Source organism: Acinetobacter qingfengensis (genome assembly GCF_008693185.1).
GTDB lineage: Bacteria > Pseudomonadota > Gammaproteobacteria > Pseudomonadales > Moraxellaceae > Acinetobacter > Acinetobacter qingfengensis.
On the sequence record NZ_VXKN01000010.1, the window covers coordinates 50,638 to 67,181 of the forward strand.

14 protein-coding genes and 4 tRNA genes are annotated in these 16,544 nt (G+C 39.0%); 5 read left to right on the forward strand and 13 right to left on the reverse strand.

The genetic code is table 11. The features are described 5' to 3' along the window. The first annotated feature begins 8 nt into the window (after window positions 1-8). A complete protein-coding gene (locus F4V57_RS12050) occupies window positions 9-1,454 on the forward strand; it encodes a protein adenylyltransferase SelO (protein WP_070070964.1) in 1,446 nt (481 codons plus the stop codon). Window positions 1,455-1,538: 84 nt separating this feature from the next. Here F4V57_RS12050 and F4V57_RS12055 read toward each other — a convergent pair whose 3' ends face one another. Both F4V57_RS12055 and baeS read right to left on the reverse strand, forming a co-directional pair. Further along, a complete protein-coding gene (locus F4V57_RS12055) occupies window positions 1,539-2,228 on the reverse strand; it encodes a response regulator (protein ID WP_070070965.1) in 690 nt (229 codons plus the stop codon). A gap of 11 nt (window positions 2,229-2,239) precedes the next feature. Next, on the reverse strand, window positions 2,240-3,859 hold the full coding sequence (baeS, locus tag F4V57_RS12060; RefSeq protein ID WP_070070966.1) for a sensor histidine kinase efflux regulator BaeS: 1,620 nt from the start codon (window positions 3,857-3,859) through the stop codon (window positions 2,240-2,242). A gap of 159 nt (window positions 3,860-4,018) precedes the next feature. Between baeS and F4V57_RS12065 the strand changes: the two genes are divergently transcribed. Then, entirely contained in the window at window positions 4,019-4,456 is a 438-nt protein-coding gene (locus tag F4V57_RS12065) for a hypothetical protein (RefSeq protein WP_070070967.1), read from the forward strand. Between the two features lie 34 nt (window positions 4,457-4,490). On the opposite strand, the gene F4V57_RS12070 is transcribed toward F4V57_RS12065, so the two are convergent. The 10 genes from F4V57_RS12070 to F4V57_RS12115 all read right to left on the reverse strand — a co-directional run bounded on the left by F4V57_RS12070 (window position 4,491) and on the right by F4V57_RS12115 (window position 10,393). Next, entirely contained in the window at window positions 4,491-5,135 is a 645-nt protein-coding gene (locus F4V57_RS12070; protein WP_070070968.1) for a fumarylacetoacetate hydrolase family protein, read from the reverse strand. A gap of 35 nt (window positions 5,136-5,170) precedes the next feature. Beyond that, window positions 5,171-5,677, reverse strand: coding sequence for a YcxB family protein (locus F4V57_RS12075; RefSeq protein WP_070071033.1), 507 nt, complete (start codon window positions 5,675-5,677; stop codon window positions 5,171-5,173). 145 nt (window positions 5,678-5,822) lie between these two features. After that, window positions 5,823-6,683, reverse strand: a complete 861-nt coding sequence (locus tag F4V57_RS12080) for a transporter (protein WP_070070969.1) — start codon at window positions 6,681-6,683, stop codon at window positions 5,823-5,825. Between the two features lie 63 nt (window positions 6,684-6,746). Beyond that, window positions 6,747-7,931: a serine hydrolase domain-containing protein gene (locus F4V57_RS12085; RefSeq protein ID WP_070070970.1), complete on the reverse strand. Its 1,185-nt coding sequence runs from the start codon at window positions 7,929-7,931 to the stop codon at window positions 6,747-6,749. A 134-nt stretch (window positions 7,932-8,065) separates the two neighbouring features. Beyond that, window positions 8,066-9,127: an AraC family transcriptional regulator gene (locus F4V57_RS12090; RefSeq protein ID WP_081409289.1), complete on the reverse strand. Its 1,062-nt coding sequence runs from the start codon at window positions 9,125-9,127 to the stop codon at window positions 8,066-8,068. Between the two features lie 162 nt (window positions 9,128-9,289). Beyond that, window positions 9,290-9,366: transfer RNA gene (locus F4V57_RS12095), tRNA-Arg, on the reverse strand. An 89-nt stretch (window positions 9,367-9,455) separates the two neighbouring features. Then, on the reverse strand, window positions 9,456-9,971 hold the full coding sequence (locus tag F4V57_RS12100) for a ClbS/DfsB family four-helix bundle protein (RefSeq protein WP_070070971.1): 516 nt from the start codon (window positions 9,969-9,971) through the stop codon (window positions 9,456-9,458). A 117-nt stretch (window positions 9,972-10,088) separates the two neighbouring features. Continuing rightward, a tRNA-Arg gene (locus tag F4V57_RS12105) sits at window positions 10,089-10,165 on the reverse strand. 38 nt (window positions 10,166-10,203) lie between these two features. Beyond that, window positions 10,204-10,280: transfer RNA gene (locus tag F4V57_RS12110), tRNA-Arg, on the reverse strand. A gap of 21 nt (window positions 10,281-10,301) precedes the next feature. After that, window positions 10,302-10,393, reverse strand: a tRNA-Ser gene (locus F4V57_RS12115). A gap of 206 nt (window positions 10,394-10,599) precedes the next feature. Here F4V57_RS12115 and rnr point away from each other — a divergent pair. After that, window positions 10,600-13,110 (forward strand): ribonuclease R, encoded by a 2,511-nt coding sequence (gene rnr / locus F4V57_RS12120; RefSeq protein WP_070070972.1) that lies wholly within the window; start codon window positions 10,600-10,602, stop codon window positions 13,108-13,110. 219 nt (window positions 13,111-13,329) lie between these two features. Here the strand turns inward: rnr and F4V57_RS12125 are convergent, their stop codons facing one another. Further along, window positions 13,330-14,214: a LysR family transcriptional regulator gene (locus F4V57_RS12125; protein ID WP_070070973.1), complete on the reverse strand. Its 885-nt coding sequence runs from the start codon at window positions 14,212-14,214 to the stop codon at window positions 13,330-13,332. A 127-nt stretch (window positions 14,215-14,341) separates the two neighbouring features. On the opposite strand from F4V57_RS12125, the gene F4V57_RS12130 reads away from it, so the two are divergent. Together F4V57_RS12130 and F4V57_RS12135 are read left to right on the forward strand one after the other, a co-directional pair. Then, entirely contained in the window at window positions 14,342-15,496 is a 1,155-nt protein-coding gene (locus F4V57_RS12130; RefSeq protein ID WP_070070974.1) for an MFS transporter, read from the forward strand. Between the two features lie 155 nt (window positions 15,497-15,651). Beyond that, window positions 15,652-16,410, forward strand: coding sequence for an SDR family NAD(P)-dependent oxidoreductase (locus F4V57_RS12135; protein WP_070070975.1), 759 nt, complete (start codon window positions 15,652-15,654; stop codon window positions 16,408-16,410). The last annotated feature ends 134 nt before the right edge of the window (window positions 16,411-16,544 follow it).

Consider the following 16,544-nt stretch of genomic DNA (forward strand, 5'->3'; position numbering starts at 1 on the left):
ATTCCCACATGCAATTTGACAATCGTTATGCCACTTTATCCTCCAAACTTTTTCATCGGCAAAGTATTAATAGTTTACCCGATGTACAGGGTGGTCATTTTAATCCCGTTTTGGCACAACAATTACAATGGTCTGTTGCAGAACAAGATGACTGGATCAACATTATTAATGGCAACACTCAACTTAAAGGCAGTGATCCGCTGGCAATGGTCTATGCCGGACATCAATTTGGGCAATGGGCGGGACAATTAGGTGATGGCCGGGGATTGTTACTTGGACAAATTCGTGATGTTTCTGGCAAATTGATTGACCTGCATATTAAAGGTGCCGGATTAACACCTTATTCACGTATGGGAGATGGTCGAGCCGTATTACGTTCTGTTATTCGTGAATATCTTGCTGGTCATGCATTGCAACATTTGCATGTTCCTAGCAGCAATGCCATTGGTTTTGTTTATTCTCATGCATTACAGATTCAACGTGAACACAAGGAACCTGCGGCAATGTTGCTACGTACATCTGACTGCCATATTCGCTTGGGACATTTTGAATGGATTAACCAATATCAACCTGAACTACTGACGGAATTTACCACACACTGTATTCAAAATTATTATCCACAATGCCTGCAACATGCCGAACCTGTGCTTGCTTTTGCCGGGCAAGTCATTGATCGTACAGCATATATGATTGCACAATGGCAATTAACTGGTTTTGCACATGGGGTCATGAATACGGATAATTTCAATATTACTGGTTCGACACTGGATTTTGGCCCCTACGGTTTTATGGAGCGTTTCCGCCCAAACTGGATTAACAATCATTCTGATGGTCAAGGGCGTTATACCTATCAAAATCAACCCAGCATAGCACACTGGAATTTATGGATCTGGCTGAATAACCTGATACCACTTGCAAAATCCGAACAAAAAGAAGCCTTTAAACAAGAATTAGCCAAGCAACTTGAACAATATGAACAAAATTTTCTACATTATTATTCTTCAGGCTTATGCAAAAAAATGGGACTGCCTGTAGACAATGAACAAAGTTTTCAATGTGGCTTACAATTTCTAAAAATTCTGCAAGCAGAACAACTGGATTACACCACAAGCTTTAGACAACTCAGCAGCCATCAATATACAGCGATTAGGGATCAATGCCTTGATATTCGTACTTTTGATGATTTTCTCACAACTTACCATCAGCTCAGAGAAAATCAACAGCAAAGTATTCTGGATATGGACATGCAACAACACAACCCTATTTATATTTTACGTAATCACATGGCACAACGTGCCATTGAACGCGCTGAACAAGGTGATTTATCTGAAGTTGATCGTTTATTTAAGCTGCTCAGCCAACCTTATACCAAACAAGCAGATTTAGAAATAACTGAAGATTTAGCACCATTATCGAATGATGTACCCGATGTCATGGTGAGTTGTTCATCTTAATTTTTAAGAATTAGGACAAGTTGTCCACAATTTCTGTGGATAACATTGTGATTATCCACAGGACAACTTGTGCAATTTTATGTTTTACTCTGGAAATTCAAAGCGATAACCTACACCATAAACCGCCTGTATCCATTCGTGCCGATTTCCGGTATCTGTCACATCAGTAATTTTACGGCGCAAGTTTTTAATATGACTATCAATCACACGGTCTGCCACATCATAACTATCCGGATTAATATGATCCAGTAGTTGTGAACGCGAATAAACATGACCCACATGCTCTAAAAATAATTCAAGTAACCGAAATTCAGTGGGTGTCAGATTCAACGCAGTCTGTTTAAACCAGATACGTTGCTGAGCTTTATCTATTCTAAAGGTACTATTATTACTGCTCTCAGGTTCTGCTTTACGCTCTAAGCGGCGTAATACAGCTTGTACACGTGCGACCAGTTCTTTTGGACTAAATGGTTTACAAATATAATCATCAGCCCCCATATTTAAGCCGAGCACCCGATCAATTTCTTCAGTGCGTGCTGTGACCATAATAATAGGAATATCGGATTGTTCACGGACTTTTCGGCATATCGTCAAACCATCCATACGTGGCACCATCAAGTCTAAAATCATCAGATTAGGCTTATGTTGTAGAAAAGCATCATAAGCTGCCTGACCATCATGAAACATGCTGACCTCAAAACCTGCCGCCACAAGATAATCTTTTACCAACTCAGCCAGTTCAATTTCATCCTCAACCAAAAGAATATGTTTCATGTTATCTCCTATTACTGTTCATTTTTTTGCTGGCGATTTAAGCGTACTGTACAACGTAATCCGCCCAAAGGTGAATGATCAAACTGTAAATCACCACCAAGCGCTTGAGCAATTTTTTTCGATAAAGCCAGACCTAAACCGGTTCCACCGGTACTTCGAGTACGGGAATCATCAACACGATAAAAACGCTCACCCAATTGCTGCAATTGTTCATCCGTTACACCCAATGGGCTATCATCAATATACACAAACCAGTCATCTGCGGTTAATGCTGTATGAAGGTGAATCTTACCTTTTGTCTCAGTATAACGAACACTGTTACTCAATAAATTGACAATAATTTGTCTAAAGCGATCAGGATCAGAAAACAAGCTCACGCCCTCACCCGTTGCAGTAACTTCAAGCTGTTTTTGTTCAAATTTTGGTTTAAAATTTTCAATTTCATGCAATACAATATCCCAAGGATTAATTTTACTGCGATAACATGTCAGCTGTTGTGCATCTGCTTGTGCCAAATCTGCTAAATCCTGCGTCAATTTTTTTAAACTTAATACTTGATGCATCATACGATCCAGATGTTCTGGTGTTGCCTGACGCACACCATCGCGAATCGCTTCAATTTGTGCCTGTAATACACTAATTGGTGTTTTTAATTCATGTGAAGTATCCGCAACCCATTGCCTGCGTGATTGTTCATGTTGATCTAAAACTTTGGATAATTGATTGATCAGTTTGGATAAATCTCCCAATTCATCATTACTGTTAATTTCTACCCGGTAATGATAATTACCTTTACTTAATTCAACCGCAGCATTCAATAATCGATGAATAGGTTTTTTAAAATATGTTGCCAGCAATAAAGCCGCAATCGCACTAATGATAATAGAAACTGCATAAATCAACATTAAATAACGTTGTTGATTACTGAAAAAATTAATACTCAAAGCATCGTCTACATTTAATGCCGGACGCAACCCCAGATAACCGACAATTTTTCCATCAACAATAATGCTTTGTAAAGGAATATCCGAAGCAGGATCGCCTGTAATTAATTTTTTATCTGTATCATAAAGTGCCAGTCGATGACCATAACCCAAGCGATCAGGAACTGGAATCAGCCAGCGATGTTTTCCATCCCAACCTCTTGGTGGTGGTAAATCTTCGGCACCGTTGAAGTTATTTAAACGTTTAATCTGCTCATCAGTTAATTCTGGCGGCTTTGCAAATGGTTCAAAATGCGATGGTACATAAATTTTATTTTCATCATTACTCATTCTTGCCTGAAATAACGCCGGATTTTTGATAATTTCACTTTGCTGCTGGGCAATATCGTATTGTCTCCGTAACCAACGCTGTGGTAAGTGCTTTAGCTCATCCTGATCCATCTTGCGATCAGATCCTTTCGTACTATTTTGAATGGCTTTATTCCAACTGCCATATACCTGATATACTTCGGATAAATTATTATTCAAATGCTCTAATTTTTGCATTTCAACTTCAGTCACATAGCGCGAGAAGTTCTTTTGCAATGCCCACTGGAGTACTCCCAGACTAACAGTTGTAATCAGCAATGTTGTTAATAACACAATTAAAAACAACCGAAATGCAATGGGAAGCCGCCAGTATTTCAAATCAATTCCTCATCAATACATCAAAAAAACTGTTCTTCATCATCATGCATTGTAACCAACAACGCCCCAAAACTCTCTCCATTGTTTCTTCATGTTTATTATCTAATCTTTGTAACTATTAAAGCATGACAATTTTTTTAATTTTTAGAGGATAATGAGATGAGTACATGGTTAAAGACTTCAATGATGACTTTAGCGCTGGCATCCGTAGTCGGTTTAACAGCGTGCCAAAGTAATACTGCACCACACAATGATCGTCCAGACCATTTGCCTAAATCCGCTCATAACGATAAACAACGTCCACCACTACCACATAGTGGAAAACCATTTGATAAAATGACTGATCAGGAAAAGGCAGCATTCCAGCAACGTATGCAGGAACATCAAGCAAAACGTGAAGCACTAGACAAAGCCTGCGAAGGTAAAGTCGGCCAAACCATTTCTGTAAAAGTTGGTGATAAAACACTTGAAGGTAAATGTGAAGTGAATTTTAAACCAAACCGTCCGGAAAAAGGTCAACAACCACCTCTACCACCTCAAGATGGACAACTGGCACCACAACCACCTGCACCAAATCAAGCGGCAGTAAATTCATAATAAGAAAATCCCTGATTTAAAGTCAGGGATTTTTTTAGAAGTCTTTACAAAAGGTTTGCCATACATGTTCAGCTTTCTGGGTTTTTAATTTTAATAATAACTGGTCTTTCGGCTGTAATGCAGCTACACCTTTAGGTGTTCCTGTCATTACAACATCGCCAGGCTGTAAGCTAAAGGCCTGACTAATATTTACCAATACCGTTGCTATATCAAATAACATATCTACAGTGAATCCATGCTGTTTTTCAATGCCATTTTGCACAAAACTAAATTCCAGTGCTGCCCAGTCGGTGACTTCATTCACATCAATCCAGTCTGCCAATACACAAGCCCCATCAAATGCTTTTGCCCGTTCCCAGGGTTCGCCCTTATTTTTTAATTCCGTTTGCAAATCTCTCAAGGTTAAATCCAATCCTAATGTCAGTGCGCCAATGGCCTGTAATGCTTTTTCTGGATCAGTTTCATTAGATAAAGGACGATCAATACGTAATGAAATTTCACATTCAAAATGGCACTCTCCAAGCTGTTGATTCCAGCGAATACCATCATCTAGACCAATTAAACTACTTGGTGGTTTAATAAATAAAACTGGGCGTTCAGGAATAGCATTACCCAGTTCTTTGGCATGATCGGCATAATTACGACCAACACAAACGATTTTAGAGGGTTGAACTGACATGTTTGCTCCTTGTATAACAGACATAAATATTCTGCTTAAACTTTATATGCTTTAAATACCGATTCAAAAAAATCCTTCTGTCCGGTAACTTCAACGGCTTTTTTGGAAATAATAATGACGGTTTTATTTTTTAATTCAATTAAATAAGCTTGTTTTGCTTCGGCAAACTTTGCAATTTCGGTATATTGAATAATTTGTTCATTACCAGCCACTAAAATTACTGCATGTTGCTGATAAAGATCTATTCCTTGCTCTGTTTCGCCAAACTTGTAACGCTGATACTGACGTGTAAATAATTTTGGTAATAGTACGAACCGTAATAAAAGTTGCAAAATGAGAAAAGTTGCGCCGAGTATGACATAAAATTTACCAACACCAGATAAACCAAGACTCAATCCCCATATAATAATAAGAATACTTAGAATCGGGGTAATATATTGGGTAAATCGTTTTTTTCCAAACGTTGCCAATGCAAAACCTTCTTTGGCCTCATCCAGTGTTAAGAAATATCGACAGCTAAAACTTGGATTTGCATCCGTCATTGTCATCACACATCATGGTTAAAATCAGCCATAACATTACTTGATGGTTTTAATGGTGACAAGCAATTTTTGAATGACACTTAATAAAGTCACTGTTAAGTTGCCTCATTTACAGTGACTTGATTAGAACGTCCTGATCTAAAAATCAAAAGACTTTTAAAAAGCGTAAATTCATTCGATGGCTTTCCTTAAAACCATTTTCTACTCGAATATCCTGACCATAAGTTGCAATTAGCTGCGTTGTCGTCGTTGGTTTAACAGCAGTTCCAAGCCAGAATTTACTTTGCGTCATCGCATCAGTGGTAACGCCATTCACTCGGGTATCACCAAAGTCTGCATAAGATAATCCTGCACGTAAATCTACACGATCATTCATTTGATAACGCATGTTGGTCTGCAATTGATATCCCATGTTTTGCTTGAGTTCACCAGTTGCATAATCATCATTTTTACCATAGAAAGTTACATCACCCAAAACATCCCATAACAAATTTTTGGCAACGCTGATTGTAACTGCCCCCTGTACCGTTAATTTATAACGATTCTCACCAATATTTAAAGCACCATTCTGATCATAATTCCCTGTAGGTAAATACAAATATGGTGTAATCCCGATCATGGTCTTACTGGCAGTGTCATGATGTACAAAAAAAGTATTGGCCAGAATAATATCTCCCAGGCCACTGGCACTCCCCAGTGCAGAAATATCTTGTTCAGCATCAAGATGCCCGAAAGGAATTAAAATTTGTGGAGCAATTTGTACGCCACCAACTTCCATATAATGCACATAACGGGCGATTCCAATATCTGAAGTCAGTTTTGCATCTCCTGCCATTTTTTGACTGCCACTATACAATGTGTCACGTACAGCATGCTGATAATAAATAAGACCCAGATTTACGCCATTAGGGACATAATCATAATCTCCCGCATCCACATCTAGCGCATGACTGATCTGCGTCATCGTACTGGCACATGCCAGTGCCATTAGCATTAATTTTTTCATGATTCATTCCCTTGAACGATTGTCCCTATATATACTTCATCAATCCAATAACAGATAATCTGATTATTGTTTGATGATGTGATTCACCGCTGTTTCAAATTTAAGAAAACTGCCATATGATCCTTGATCCAGAAAAGGCAAAGTCTGCGTTGCCCAATAAGCACCTATATGATTTTTTAAATCAATCCAATAATATAAATTTGCTAAACCACACCAACCAATCGTTCCTGCTGGACGGCCAGAAGCAGTTTCTGTTTCATTCAGCATAAAACCTAGTGTCCAGCCTTTTTCTGCTTCTGGATAAATATTCACATCATTGGACAAGGCAGGAATGGCTCCAGGCAAATTCTTCATGGCAATTTCACCCAGACCATTGTGTAAGGCCAGTTTAATCGTGTTTTCCTGTAACAGTTGTTGCCCCTCAACTGCACCATGATTTAACCACATACGGATAAATTTTAAATAATCAGGAACTGTTGAATACAATCCATGTCCCCCCATCTGCACTTCTGGATCCTGTGGCAAAATAAATGCTGAATCGGCTTGCAAAGAACCATCAGCCTGCCGATGATGCATACTGACTCGACGCTGTTGCATACTGTCAGTCATTGTAAATGCTGTATCCTGCATTCCCAATGGATTAAAAATCTGTTCCTGCATTAACTCTCCCAGACGTTTACCTCCGACCGCTTCTGTTACCAAACCAGCCCAGTCAATATTGGAACCATATTCCCATGCTGTACCTGGTTCAAATAATAATGGTGTTTTTAATGATGCCTTCGTTGCGGTAATAATACTGGGATACGCATGTCTGACGGTTAATTGATGATAATCATCATTAAAAAAGTCATAGCCCATACCAGCTGTATGCAATAACAACATTCTGGTTGTAATCTCATGTCTGGCATTCACAAATACAGGCTGACCACGATCATCAAAACCCTGTAATCGTTTTAACTCACCAATCTCAGGTAAGTATTCCCAAGCAGGAGCATCCAGATCCAGTTTTCCCTGTTCATATTGTTGCAGGGCAATTGTCGTTGTAATGGCCTTTGTGGTTGAAAAAATTGCAAAAACACTATCATTCGCCATCATCGTATGGGTGGCAAGATCTCGTTCGCCCGCATGATTCAAATACAAAATATCATGCTGATCCGTTACACCTGCCACAACGCCAGCAACTGGATAATTATCTACAATCGATTGTTGTAAAATAGGATCAAGAGCTTGCTTTAATTGCTGTTTCATATTTTAACTCCATTCCATCTGGAAAATCACAAAAGATATCCTCCGATATCTGAATAGGAGTTTATGCAGTCATCATTTTATTTCTCTACTAAAATCCGGCAAGCTCTGTCAGATTTCGGCAATTATTTTTGTACTCATTGTTTTTTTTGTAAGGTCTGTGAAGGACGTTCGCCATACTTCAAACGATACTGGCGAGAAAAATCACCTAAATTAATATAACCACAGGCATAAGCAATTGCTGCAACAGTCTGACCAGATGATGCCCGCAAAAGCTCTTGCCGAACCATTGCCAGACGAATATCTCGCATAAATTGTGCTGGGGTAATCTGGCGATATTTTTTAAATCCTGATGACAAAGTCCGAATACTTACCCCTACTGCCTTTGCAATTTCTGCAATGGTTGGGCTATAACAAATGGAGTCCCGCATATATTGCTCTGCCCGATCAATATACTTCGGTGCAATATATTCTTGTTGTTGTAAATTAATCTGCGCCCGTGCTGCCCATTCATTTAAAATATGTAAACAGACCATTTGCTGTAAATGTTCACCAGCACGTGCCTGCAATTGAATTTCAGGAATTTCGCCAATACTTTTGCTTAAATATTGCAACAACATCAACCAACTGGAATGAACACCGCCAAATGAAGTCTTGAATTGCCATAATTTTACTGGTGCATGATGACCAAAATTTGCCAACATCAATTCCGTCATACAACGATGTGGAATTGTCAAATTCAGTTGTAAATGATCAGGATGAAAACTTACAGCATAATCATCCGTCTGACTGCAATCAACCAGAAAAGATTCACCAACTTCTGTTGTATGCCAGTGTGCAGCATTAACCGCATGATGACCCTGCCCCTGAAGTGTGGTCAATAAAATAATATTTCCTGCTTGTTGATCCCACTTGTTCAAATGCACAGGAACACCATACTTAAAACGGGTCACAATCATATGACCAACTTTTATTGAATGCATACTAGATACAGGATCAGGAGATTTCCCCAAAAGTATAACGTTATATGGCATATAGACTTGATCTGTCCATGCCTTAATTTCATCCCAATCTTGCGAAGACGAATTATGTGATTGTGGAATGGGTTGACCTGTTACATCATAAAGTAAAGTTTGTTCCAGCATAAGACGACTCCATCCTGTCCACTGCAATGCTGTTTCTCTCCCCCCATCTTCCATTGATGGGACTCATTTTTATTCATATTTTAGCCGGACTGTAGATAAGCTTTGGCGATTTATTATATTCAATCAAAGCTAAAATCATGAATAAATGTCAAATAATAAACACAAAAAAACCGCAATTCCATAAGAATGCAGTTTAATTTTTCCTATATAAGGAAGTGGTGCGCTCAGAGAGATTCGAACTCCCGACCCCTTAGTTCGTAGCCAAGTGCTCTATCCAGCTGAGCTATGAGCGCATCGTGGGCATATTATAGATAATTAATTGAAATATACCAGCCTTTTTCAAAAGAAATAGAACAATTGCCTAATTTGTGTTCTAAAATCTTTATTTCTGAAGACTTTGTTTAAACCACGCATTCAAACGTCCTACAGCATTTTTATAAGGGGATGCCGTATTAAATTGAATCATTCTACCTCTTGGCCATTTTCCATACCATACTTGCCCATAAAGTTGCTGATCATCAAAACGTGATACCAATTGCTTTATCGCCTGTTGATTCTCTGTCAATTTTTTCAACAAGACAACATAGTCATTCACTGCGGCATAATCCTGATAAAATTTTTGTGCCAGTAAACCCAGTTGATTCCATTTATATCCTGTTTCTGGAAAATCAATGACCAGCCCCTGCTGCTCTCTATCATGCCATTTTAACACTAACGCTCCCCAACCAATGAGATAGGCAACCAATTGTGCCACACTGATGCATGTATTTTTGACATGTCCATCCAATACAGGCAAATATGCCAGCTCTACTGGAACTTGATGCAGTTTCTTAATCAGTAAATTAAAGTTTTTATCAATCGCAATTAAAAGTTGTTGTTTATTCTCAGGTACAGACATCTTATTGTTTGATCATTTAAATAAAATGGAATAAACATTGTAACAAATAATAATTCTTTAAACACAAAAAAACCGCAATTCCATAAGAATGCAGTTTAATTTTTCCTATAAAGGAAATGGTGCGCTCAGAGAGATTCGAACTCCCGACCCCTTAGTTCGTAGCCAAGTGCTCTATCCAGCTGAGCTATGAGCGCATCATATAATGTATGAAGAAATCCAGAATTTCATTTAGTGGTGCGCTCAGAGAGATTCGAACTCCCGACCCCTTAGTTCGTAGCCAAGTGCTCTATCCAGCTGAGCTATGAGCGCATCATTTCAAACATTATCTCGTGGCGGTGAGAGAGGGATTCGAACCCTCGGTGAGCTATAAAACCCACACTTCCTTAGCAGGGAAGCACCTTCGGCCACTCGGACATCTCACCGTAACGAGGTCGCCATAATACAAATTTAACTCTTGCAATTCAAGCGTTGCATCGGCTTTTTTTATTATTTCTCATCCAAATATCTATTTTTTGTACAAATTTAGCAAATCTTTGTACTTTCTTAGCGTGTTACCATTAAGGCTTCACAGCAATACGCAATACGTCTATGATAGACTGCAAGTAAAGTTAAAATTGATGTGTTAATAATGATGAAAAAATGGAATGATCCTGAAGCATTGCTTGAATCACAACGTTATGATAACCCGATCCCTAGCCGTACATTAATTTCGTCACTGGTTGAAAAGTCTGATCAGGGGATGACGTATGATGATGTTGCTCAGGCATTTCAGTTAGAAGATGAAAATAGCCTTGAAGCACTCAGACGTCGATTGGGTGCGATGATAAGAGATGGACAATTAATCCGTATCGGTCAGACATATCAGCTATGTAATGATGATCAGGAATATGATGCTTTAGTTGACATTAACCAACGTGGTCAAGGTTTTGCTGTCATTAAGGACCGAGATGATCTGTTGCTCAGTGAACGGGAACTTCGTCTGGTTTTTAATGGTGACCGTATTCGGGTGCGTCCAACCAGTATTGACCGTCGTGGACGCACACAAGGTTTTATTACTGAGGTGATCAAACATCAGGTACAGCAAGTGATTGGTGAATTGTGTGAACATGAAGGTGAATTTTATGTTCAGCCTTCAGCTCCCAATACACACCAACCAGTTACACTAGAAAAAGAACTGGTTGAACATGCAGGACTTCGTGTAGGTGATGCAGTAAGAATCGCCATTGACGACTATCCAACACGCGAAGAATTTGCAACTGGGCATGTTATCAAATCCATGGCAAATCAGGCTGATACACAAATTATTATTCCGGCAACCATTCTGGAATACGGCTTGCCTTATGAATTTCCGCAAGAAGTCATTGCTGAAGCAGAAAAATTCAAGGAGCCTTCTGCTCGTGATCGCAAAAATCGGGTCGATTTAAGAGATTTACCATTAGTAACCATTGATGGTGAAGATGCCCGTGACTTCGATGATGCAGTTTATGCAGAAAAACGTCCTGGTGGTGGTTACCGCGTCATTGTTGCCATTGCAGATGTCAGTCATTATGTCAATGTGGGCAAACCTCTGGATGATGAAGCGCAACAACGGGGGACGTCTGTTTATTTTCCGCATTATGTCTTACCCATGCTACCAGAAGCATTATCGAACGGCTTATGTTCACTCAATCCAGATGTCGATCGGCTATGCATGGTCTGTGATTTAAACCTTTCCCGTGCCGGACGAGTCACTAAATACGAATTTTATCCGGCTGTAATGCATTCACAGGCACGTTTGACCTATACACAAGTTGCCCAATATCTAGCTGGAGATAGTCAGGCCATTGTCAATAATGCAGCAATCCATAAATCCATCAATACGCTATTTCAACTCTATCAAACCTTATTGCAGTTACGTGAACAACGTCATGCCATGGAGTTTGAAACAGTTGAAACATATATGACCTTTGATGACAAAGGTGCAATCAAGGAGATTCTGCCACGTAGTCGTAATGATGCACATAAACTGATTGAGGAATGTATGCTGCTTGCCAACGTCGCTGCGGCTGATTTCGCCTTAACAAATGATGTTCCAATGTTATACCGTGTGCATGAGCCACCTGAATTTTCCCGCATTCAAAAAGTACGTGATTATGTCAAACTTTTAGGGTTAAGTTTCCCAGAACAACCCACTCAGGCCGATTATCAACGCGTTATTGAAGCAACTAAAGATCGCATTGATGCAACCAGTATTCATGCTGTGCTGTTACGCTCCATGATGCAAGCGTATTATGCACCTAAAAATGCCGGACATTATGGTCTAGCCTATGAGGCTTATACACACTTTACTTCCCCAATTCGCCGTTATCCGGATCTACTTTTACATCGTGCAATTAAAGCCAAACTGGCCGAAAAACCTTATCCATTACAAGGTGCTGCGCTAGATGCAGCCGGTGAACATTACTCCCAAACAGAACGCCGTGCCGATGAAGCCTCTCGAGATGTCACTGCATGGCTAAAATGCCATTATATGCAACAACATCTGGGTGAAGAATTTACAGGTGTGATTACAGCCGTAACTGATTTTGGCATGTTTGTGACCTTAAGCGACCTTTATGTAGACGGCATGATTCATATCAGTCAACTTGGCGATGATTATTTTGTTTACGATGCTGCTTTACAGCGCTTAACAGGACAACATCAGGGACAGGTGTTTGCGCTTGGTGATAAAGTCGTTATCAAAGTCGCAGCGGTAAACCTTGAAGAACGTAAACTTGATTTTGTGCTGGTCAAACAAGTCAGTAGTGCTGGTCGTCTGGTGCGTGGTAAAGCACCACGTAGTAATAGCACGGCAACACCCCGATCTACTCGGAGTCGGACAGCAGCAAAAGAACCACAACAATATGACAATACGTCAACTGGTAATAAGCCAGTGCGTAAAAAACGTACCCCTACAGTGACAGATAACCAACCAAATCTTCCAGAACAACTCGTAACACCAACTGAAGATAAACCTAAAAAAGCCAAAAAGAAAAAATCAGACCATGTTGCTGATCGTAAACCAAGCAAAGACAAAGGCAAAACTAAAAAGAAAGACAAAGTGAAAAAAGCCGTCAAAAAAAGTAAAAAGTCCAATGCAAAAGCCAGAGCTGAAGATTAAGCTCTACTCTTTACCATCAGCTATTGTCCTGCATTAGCTGATGGTAAAGGTTATTTTAGATTACACATCAGCCAACAAAATGATTATAAATAATAATTTCTTTTTATCCTTCTATTCATAAATAAACATTAACTATAATTTTTTGGTTTATAAATGACGATTATTTAAATCTATCTTTCCTGTATTAAATTTATTTTAATCATAATCCCGCTAATCACATTAAACACCCCATTTCTTTAGGATAAAATTAATAAAACTTTTTATTTTTGGAGGCATCATTTTGTCACGAAGGTAAATAATATGCATTGGACGTGCAGGAAGTTCTATTTCCTTGAGTATCTGAGTTAAACGACCTGCTTCTAAATCTGGTTTCAGTAAAACCTCGGGCTGCATAATAATACCGACACCTTGTAAAGCAGCCATGCGTAGACCCTGACCATTATTTATACTTAACTGACCAGAAACATTGATGAGCGTCTCTCCTTCCGGACATAAAAAACGCCATTCCCTCTTTGCCGCATGATGATGAAAAGCTAAACAATTATGATGTTTTAAATCTTCAGGTTTCAGGGGTGTACCATATACCTCAAGATAATGTGGTGATGCACATAACACCATTTTATATGGTTTAAGTGGTCGGGCAATCAGCCCTGACTCAGGTAAATGACCAATCCGTATCGCAATATCCTGATTATCATGTACCAGATTACTTTCTATATCACTTAATAATAATTGAACTTCTACTTCCGGATATTCACGTAAATATTCTGCAATTGCCGGGGATAGACATTGGGCTCCAAATGTTAATGGCGCACTCACTCGAAGAATACCTTTGGGATTGAAATTCATTTCACGAACATCAAGTTCTGCTTCTGCTATTTGTAATAAAACTGCTTTGCATTTTTCGTAATAAAGACGACCAGCATCAGTCAAGTTTTGTTGCCTTGTCGTTCTATTTAATAATTTTACCGATAAATGTTCTTCTAATTCTCTGATGTGCTTACCGACCATCGTGGAGGAAATACCAATTTCATCAGCCGCAGCAATAAAACTTCCTCGCTCAACCACTTTCACGTATGTTGCCATACTTTCTAAACGATTCATTCCTAACTCTAGGTTTTTAATTAAAAAAGCTATTCATACTATTTCTTTGCAGCAGAAGCAATCATTATCTCTACAAGATAAGTTTTATCGTTATTTATGTTGTTGATTTAATTTTAGGAATTAGATAATGCCATTCGCTATTTGGGCTCTGGCCGCAGGAGCTTTTGCAATTTGTACCAGTGAATTTATTATTATGGGGCTGTTACTTGAAGTAGCCCATGATCTAAATATAAAAATTGGTCAGGCTGGTTTCTTAGTCACTGGTTATGCGCTGGGTGTAGTCTTGGGTGCACCTTTTTTGACACCATTTCTATTGGGACTTAATCGAAAAGCTGTACTGGTCGGATTAATGCTTTTATTTACTGTAGGAAATTTAGCATGTGCTGTTGCACCGACTTATGAGATGCTTTTGATTGCACGCTTAATAACAGCTTTATCTCAGGCCACATTTTTTGGTTTAGGTGCTGTTGTTGCAGCAAAACTGGTTACACCGGATAAACAAGCAAATGCCATTGCCGCTATGTTTATTGGTGCAACATTAGCAAATATTCTTGGTGCACCATTAGGTGCTGCGATCGGCCAATCTGTTGGCTGGCGTTCAACCTTTATTGTTATTGCCTGTCTAGGTTTGATTGCAGCTTTAGCCATTTCAAGACTACTGCCATACATAGAAACCGAACGTACAATCAATTTACGTCAGGAATTTAAAACACTTGTGCAGCCGAGCATGATTCGTGCCTTACTGATTACTGTTTTGGGATTTGGAGGAACATTCACGCTTTTTACTTACATTGCACCTATTCTCACTCAAATCACAGGTGCTGCACAAAGTACCGTACCCTTTCTACTGTTAGTGTTCGGATTAGGTTTGGCCTTGGGTAATCCTATTGGTGCAAGATTGGCAAGTCAAAATATTACCTCAGCATTACGGATCACACTTTCCAGTCTTATTTTAATCATGCTGGCAGTTTATTTTGTGATGAATTCTTTCACGGCAATGGTCATCGTCATCTTCTTTTTTGGTGCAGCCACATTTGCAACGATACCACCACTCCAACTTAATGTTATGGCTGTCGCAGGGAAAGCCCCTGTCCTCGCATCTGCATTTAATATTGCAGCATTAAATCTAGGAAATGCCTGTGGGGCATGGATTGGAGGAGTCACAATTGATCACGGTATATATTTGACGAAACTACCGTTAATCGCAGCAGGGATAAGTGCTATAGGTTTGTTCCTTAGTTATTATCAAGTCCATTCAAAGAAAATAGCAGATATACATTAATCACTGATAAGTGCTTGTGTCGCAACAATAGGGTTGCCCTCATCTATAAGCAATCGAATTTAAGCGGAAAATCGAATTAGGCTTTATGCAATTGGATTTTCTATTTTATTTATATACAAATTTATTCACAGTAAATGATGATCAGGAGTATAAAAATGTCTTATGATTTTTTTAACAAAGTAGCGGTGATTACCGGTGGCTCTACAGGAATTGGTTTTTCCATCGCAAAAAAATTGCTCACAGCAGGAGCTAAGCGTGTCTATATTACGGGTAGATCCATAGATCGACTTGAAAAAGCTGTAGATCATCTAGGTGAAAAAGCTATTGCTGTTGTATCCGATGTCGCAAGCATATCTGACCTACAGAGATTAAAAAAAGAAATTGAAAATTATGGTGACCGATTAGATATTATATTTGCAAATGCAGGGATTGCCGAAACCAACCATTTTGAACAAACTACAGAAGCACAGTTCTATAAAATTTTTGATATTAATGTAAAAGGTGTATTTTTTTCAATCCAAGTTTTATTACCACTCCTCAATGACGGTGGGGCAATCGTATTAACCTCATCATTTGTTGCTCATAAAGGACTTGACCACTTGAGTCTTTATAGTGCATCAAAAGCAGCCATCCGCTCATTTACACGAACATTAGCCAATGATCTAAAATTGCGAAAAATTCGTGTCAATGCATTAAGTCCCGGATTTACACAAACACCTATCATGAAAAATGGGATGAAATTAGATGATGCACAAATACATGCACTAATAGAATATGCAGAAACTACTGTTCCGTTGGGATTTGTTGCCCAGCCTGAGGATATTGCATCTACTGCATTATTTCTGGCTTCTGATGAAGCAAGATATGTGAATGGAGCAGAACTCATTGTTGATGGCGGATTAACCCAAATATAAACAGCATATACTATTTTATAGACTAGATTTCTTGCGAAAGGCATTAAACCCACCCAATAAAAGAGAATTTAATAAGTTATAAATATCTCGCAAGAAGTCTATTATGCTTACACAATATGTCATTACCATAAGTT

Bases quoted from the DNA above. Each gene is read 5' to 3' on its own strand.
- F4V57_RS12090 (WP_081409289.1), bottom strand. From the start codon at position 9,127: ATGGAAGATGGGGGGAGAGAAACAGCATTGCAGTGGACAGGATGGAGT.
- F4V57_RS12085 (WP_070070970.1), bottom strand. From the start codon at position 7,931: ATGAAACAGCAATTAAAGCAAGCTCTTGATCCTATTTTACAACAATCG.
- F4V57_RS12075 (WP_070071033.1), bottom strand. From the start codon at position 5,677: ATGACGGATGCAAATCCAAGTTTTAGCTGTCGATATTTCTTAACACTG.
- rnr (WP_070070972.1), top strand. From the start codon at position 10,600: ATGATGAAAAAATGGAATGATCCTGAAGCATTGCTTGAATCACAACGT.
- F4V57_RS12050 (WP_070070964.1), top strand. From the start codon at position 9: ATGCAATTTGACAATCGTTATGCCACTTTATCCTCCAAACTTTTTCAT.
- F4V57_RS12055 (WP_070070965.1), bottom strand. From the start codon at position 2,228: ATGAAACATATTCTTTTGGTTGAGGATGAAATTGAACTGGCTGAGTTG.
- F4V57_RS12065 (WP_070070967.1), top strand. From the start codon at position 4,019: ATGAGTACATGGTTAAAGACTTCAATGATGACTTTAGCGCTGGCATCC.
- F4V57_RS12135 (WP_070070975.1), top strand. From the start codon at position 15,652: ATGTCTTATGATTTTTTTAACAAAGTAGCGGTGATTACCGGTGGCTCT.
- F4V57_RS12080 (WP_070070969.1), bottom strand. From the start codon at position 6,683: ATGAAAAAATTAATGCTAATGGCACTGGCATGTGCCAGTACGATGACG.
- F4V57_RS12070 (WP_070070968.1), bottom strand. From the start codon at position 5,135: ATGTCAGTTCAACCCTCTAAAATCGTTTGTGTTGGTCGTAATTATGCC.
- F4V57_RS12100 (WP_070070971.1), bottom strand. From the start codon at position 9,971: ATGTCTGTACCTGAGAATAAACAACAACTTTTAATTGCGATTGATAAA.
- F4V57_RS12130 (WP_070070974.1), top strand. From the start codon at position 14,342: ATGCCATTCGCTATTTGGGCTCTGGCCGCAGGAGCTTTTGCAATTTGT.
- F4V57_RS12125 (WP_070070973.1), bottom strand. From the start codon at position 14,214: ATGAATCGTTTAGAAAGTATGGCAACATACGTGAAAGTGGTTGAGCGA.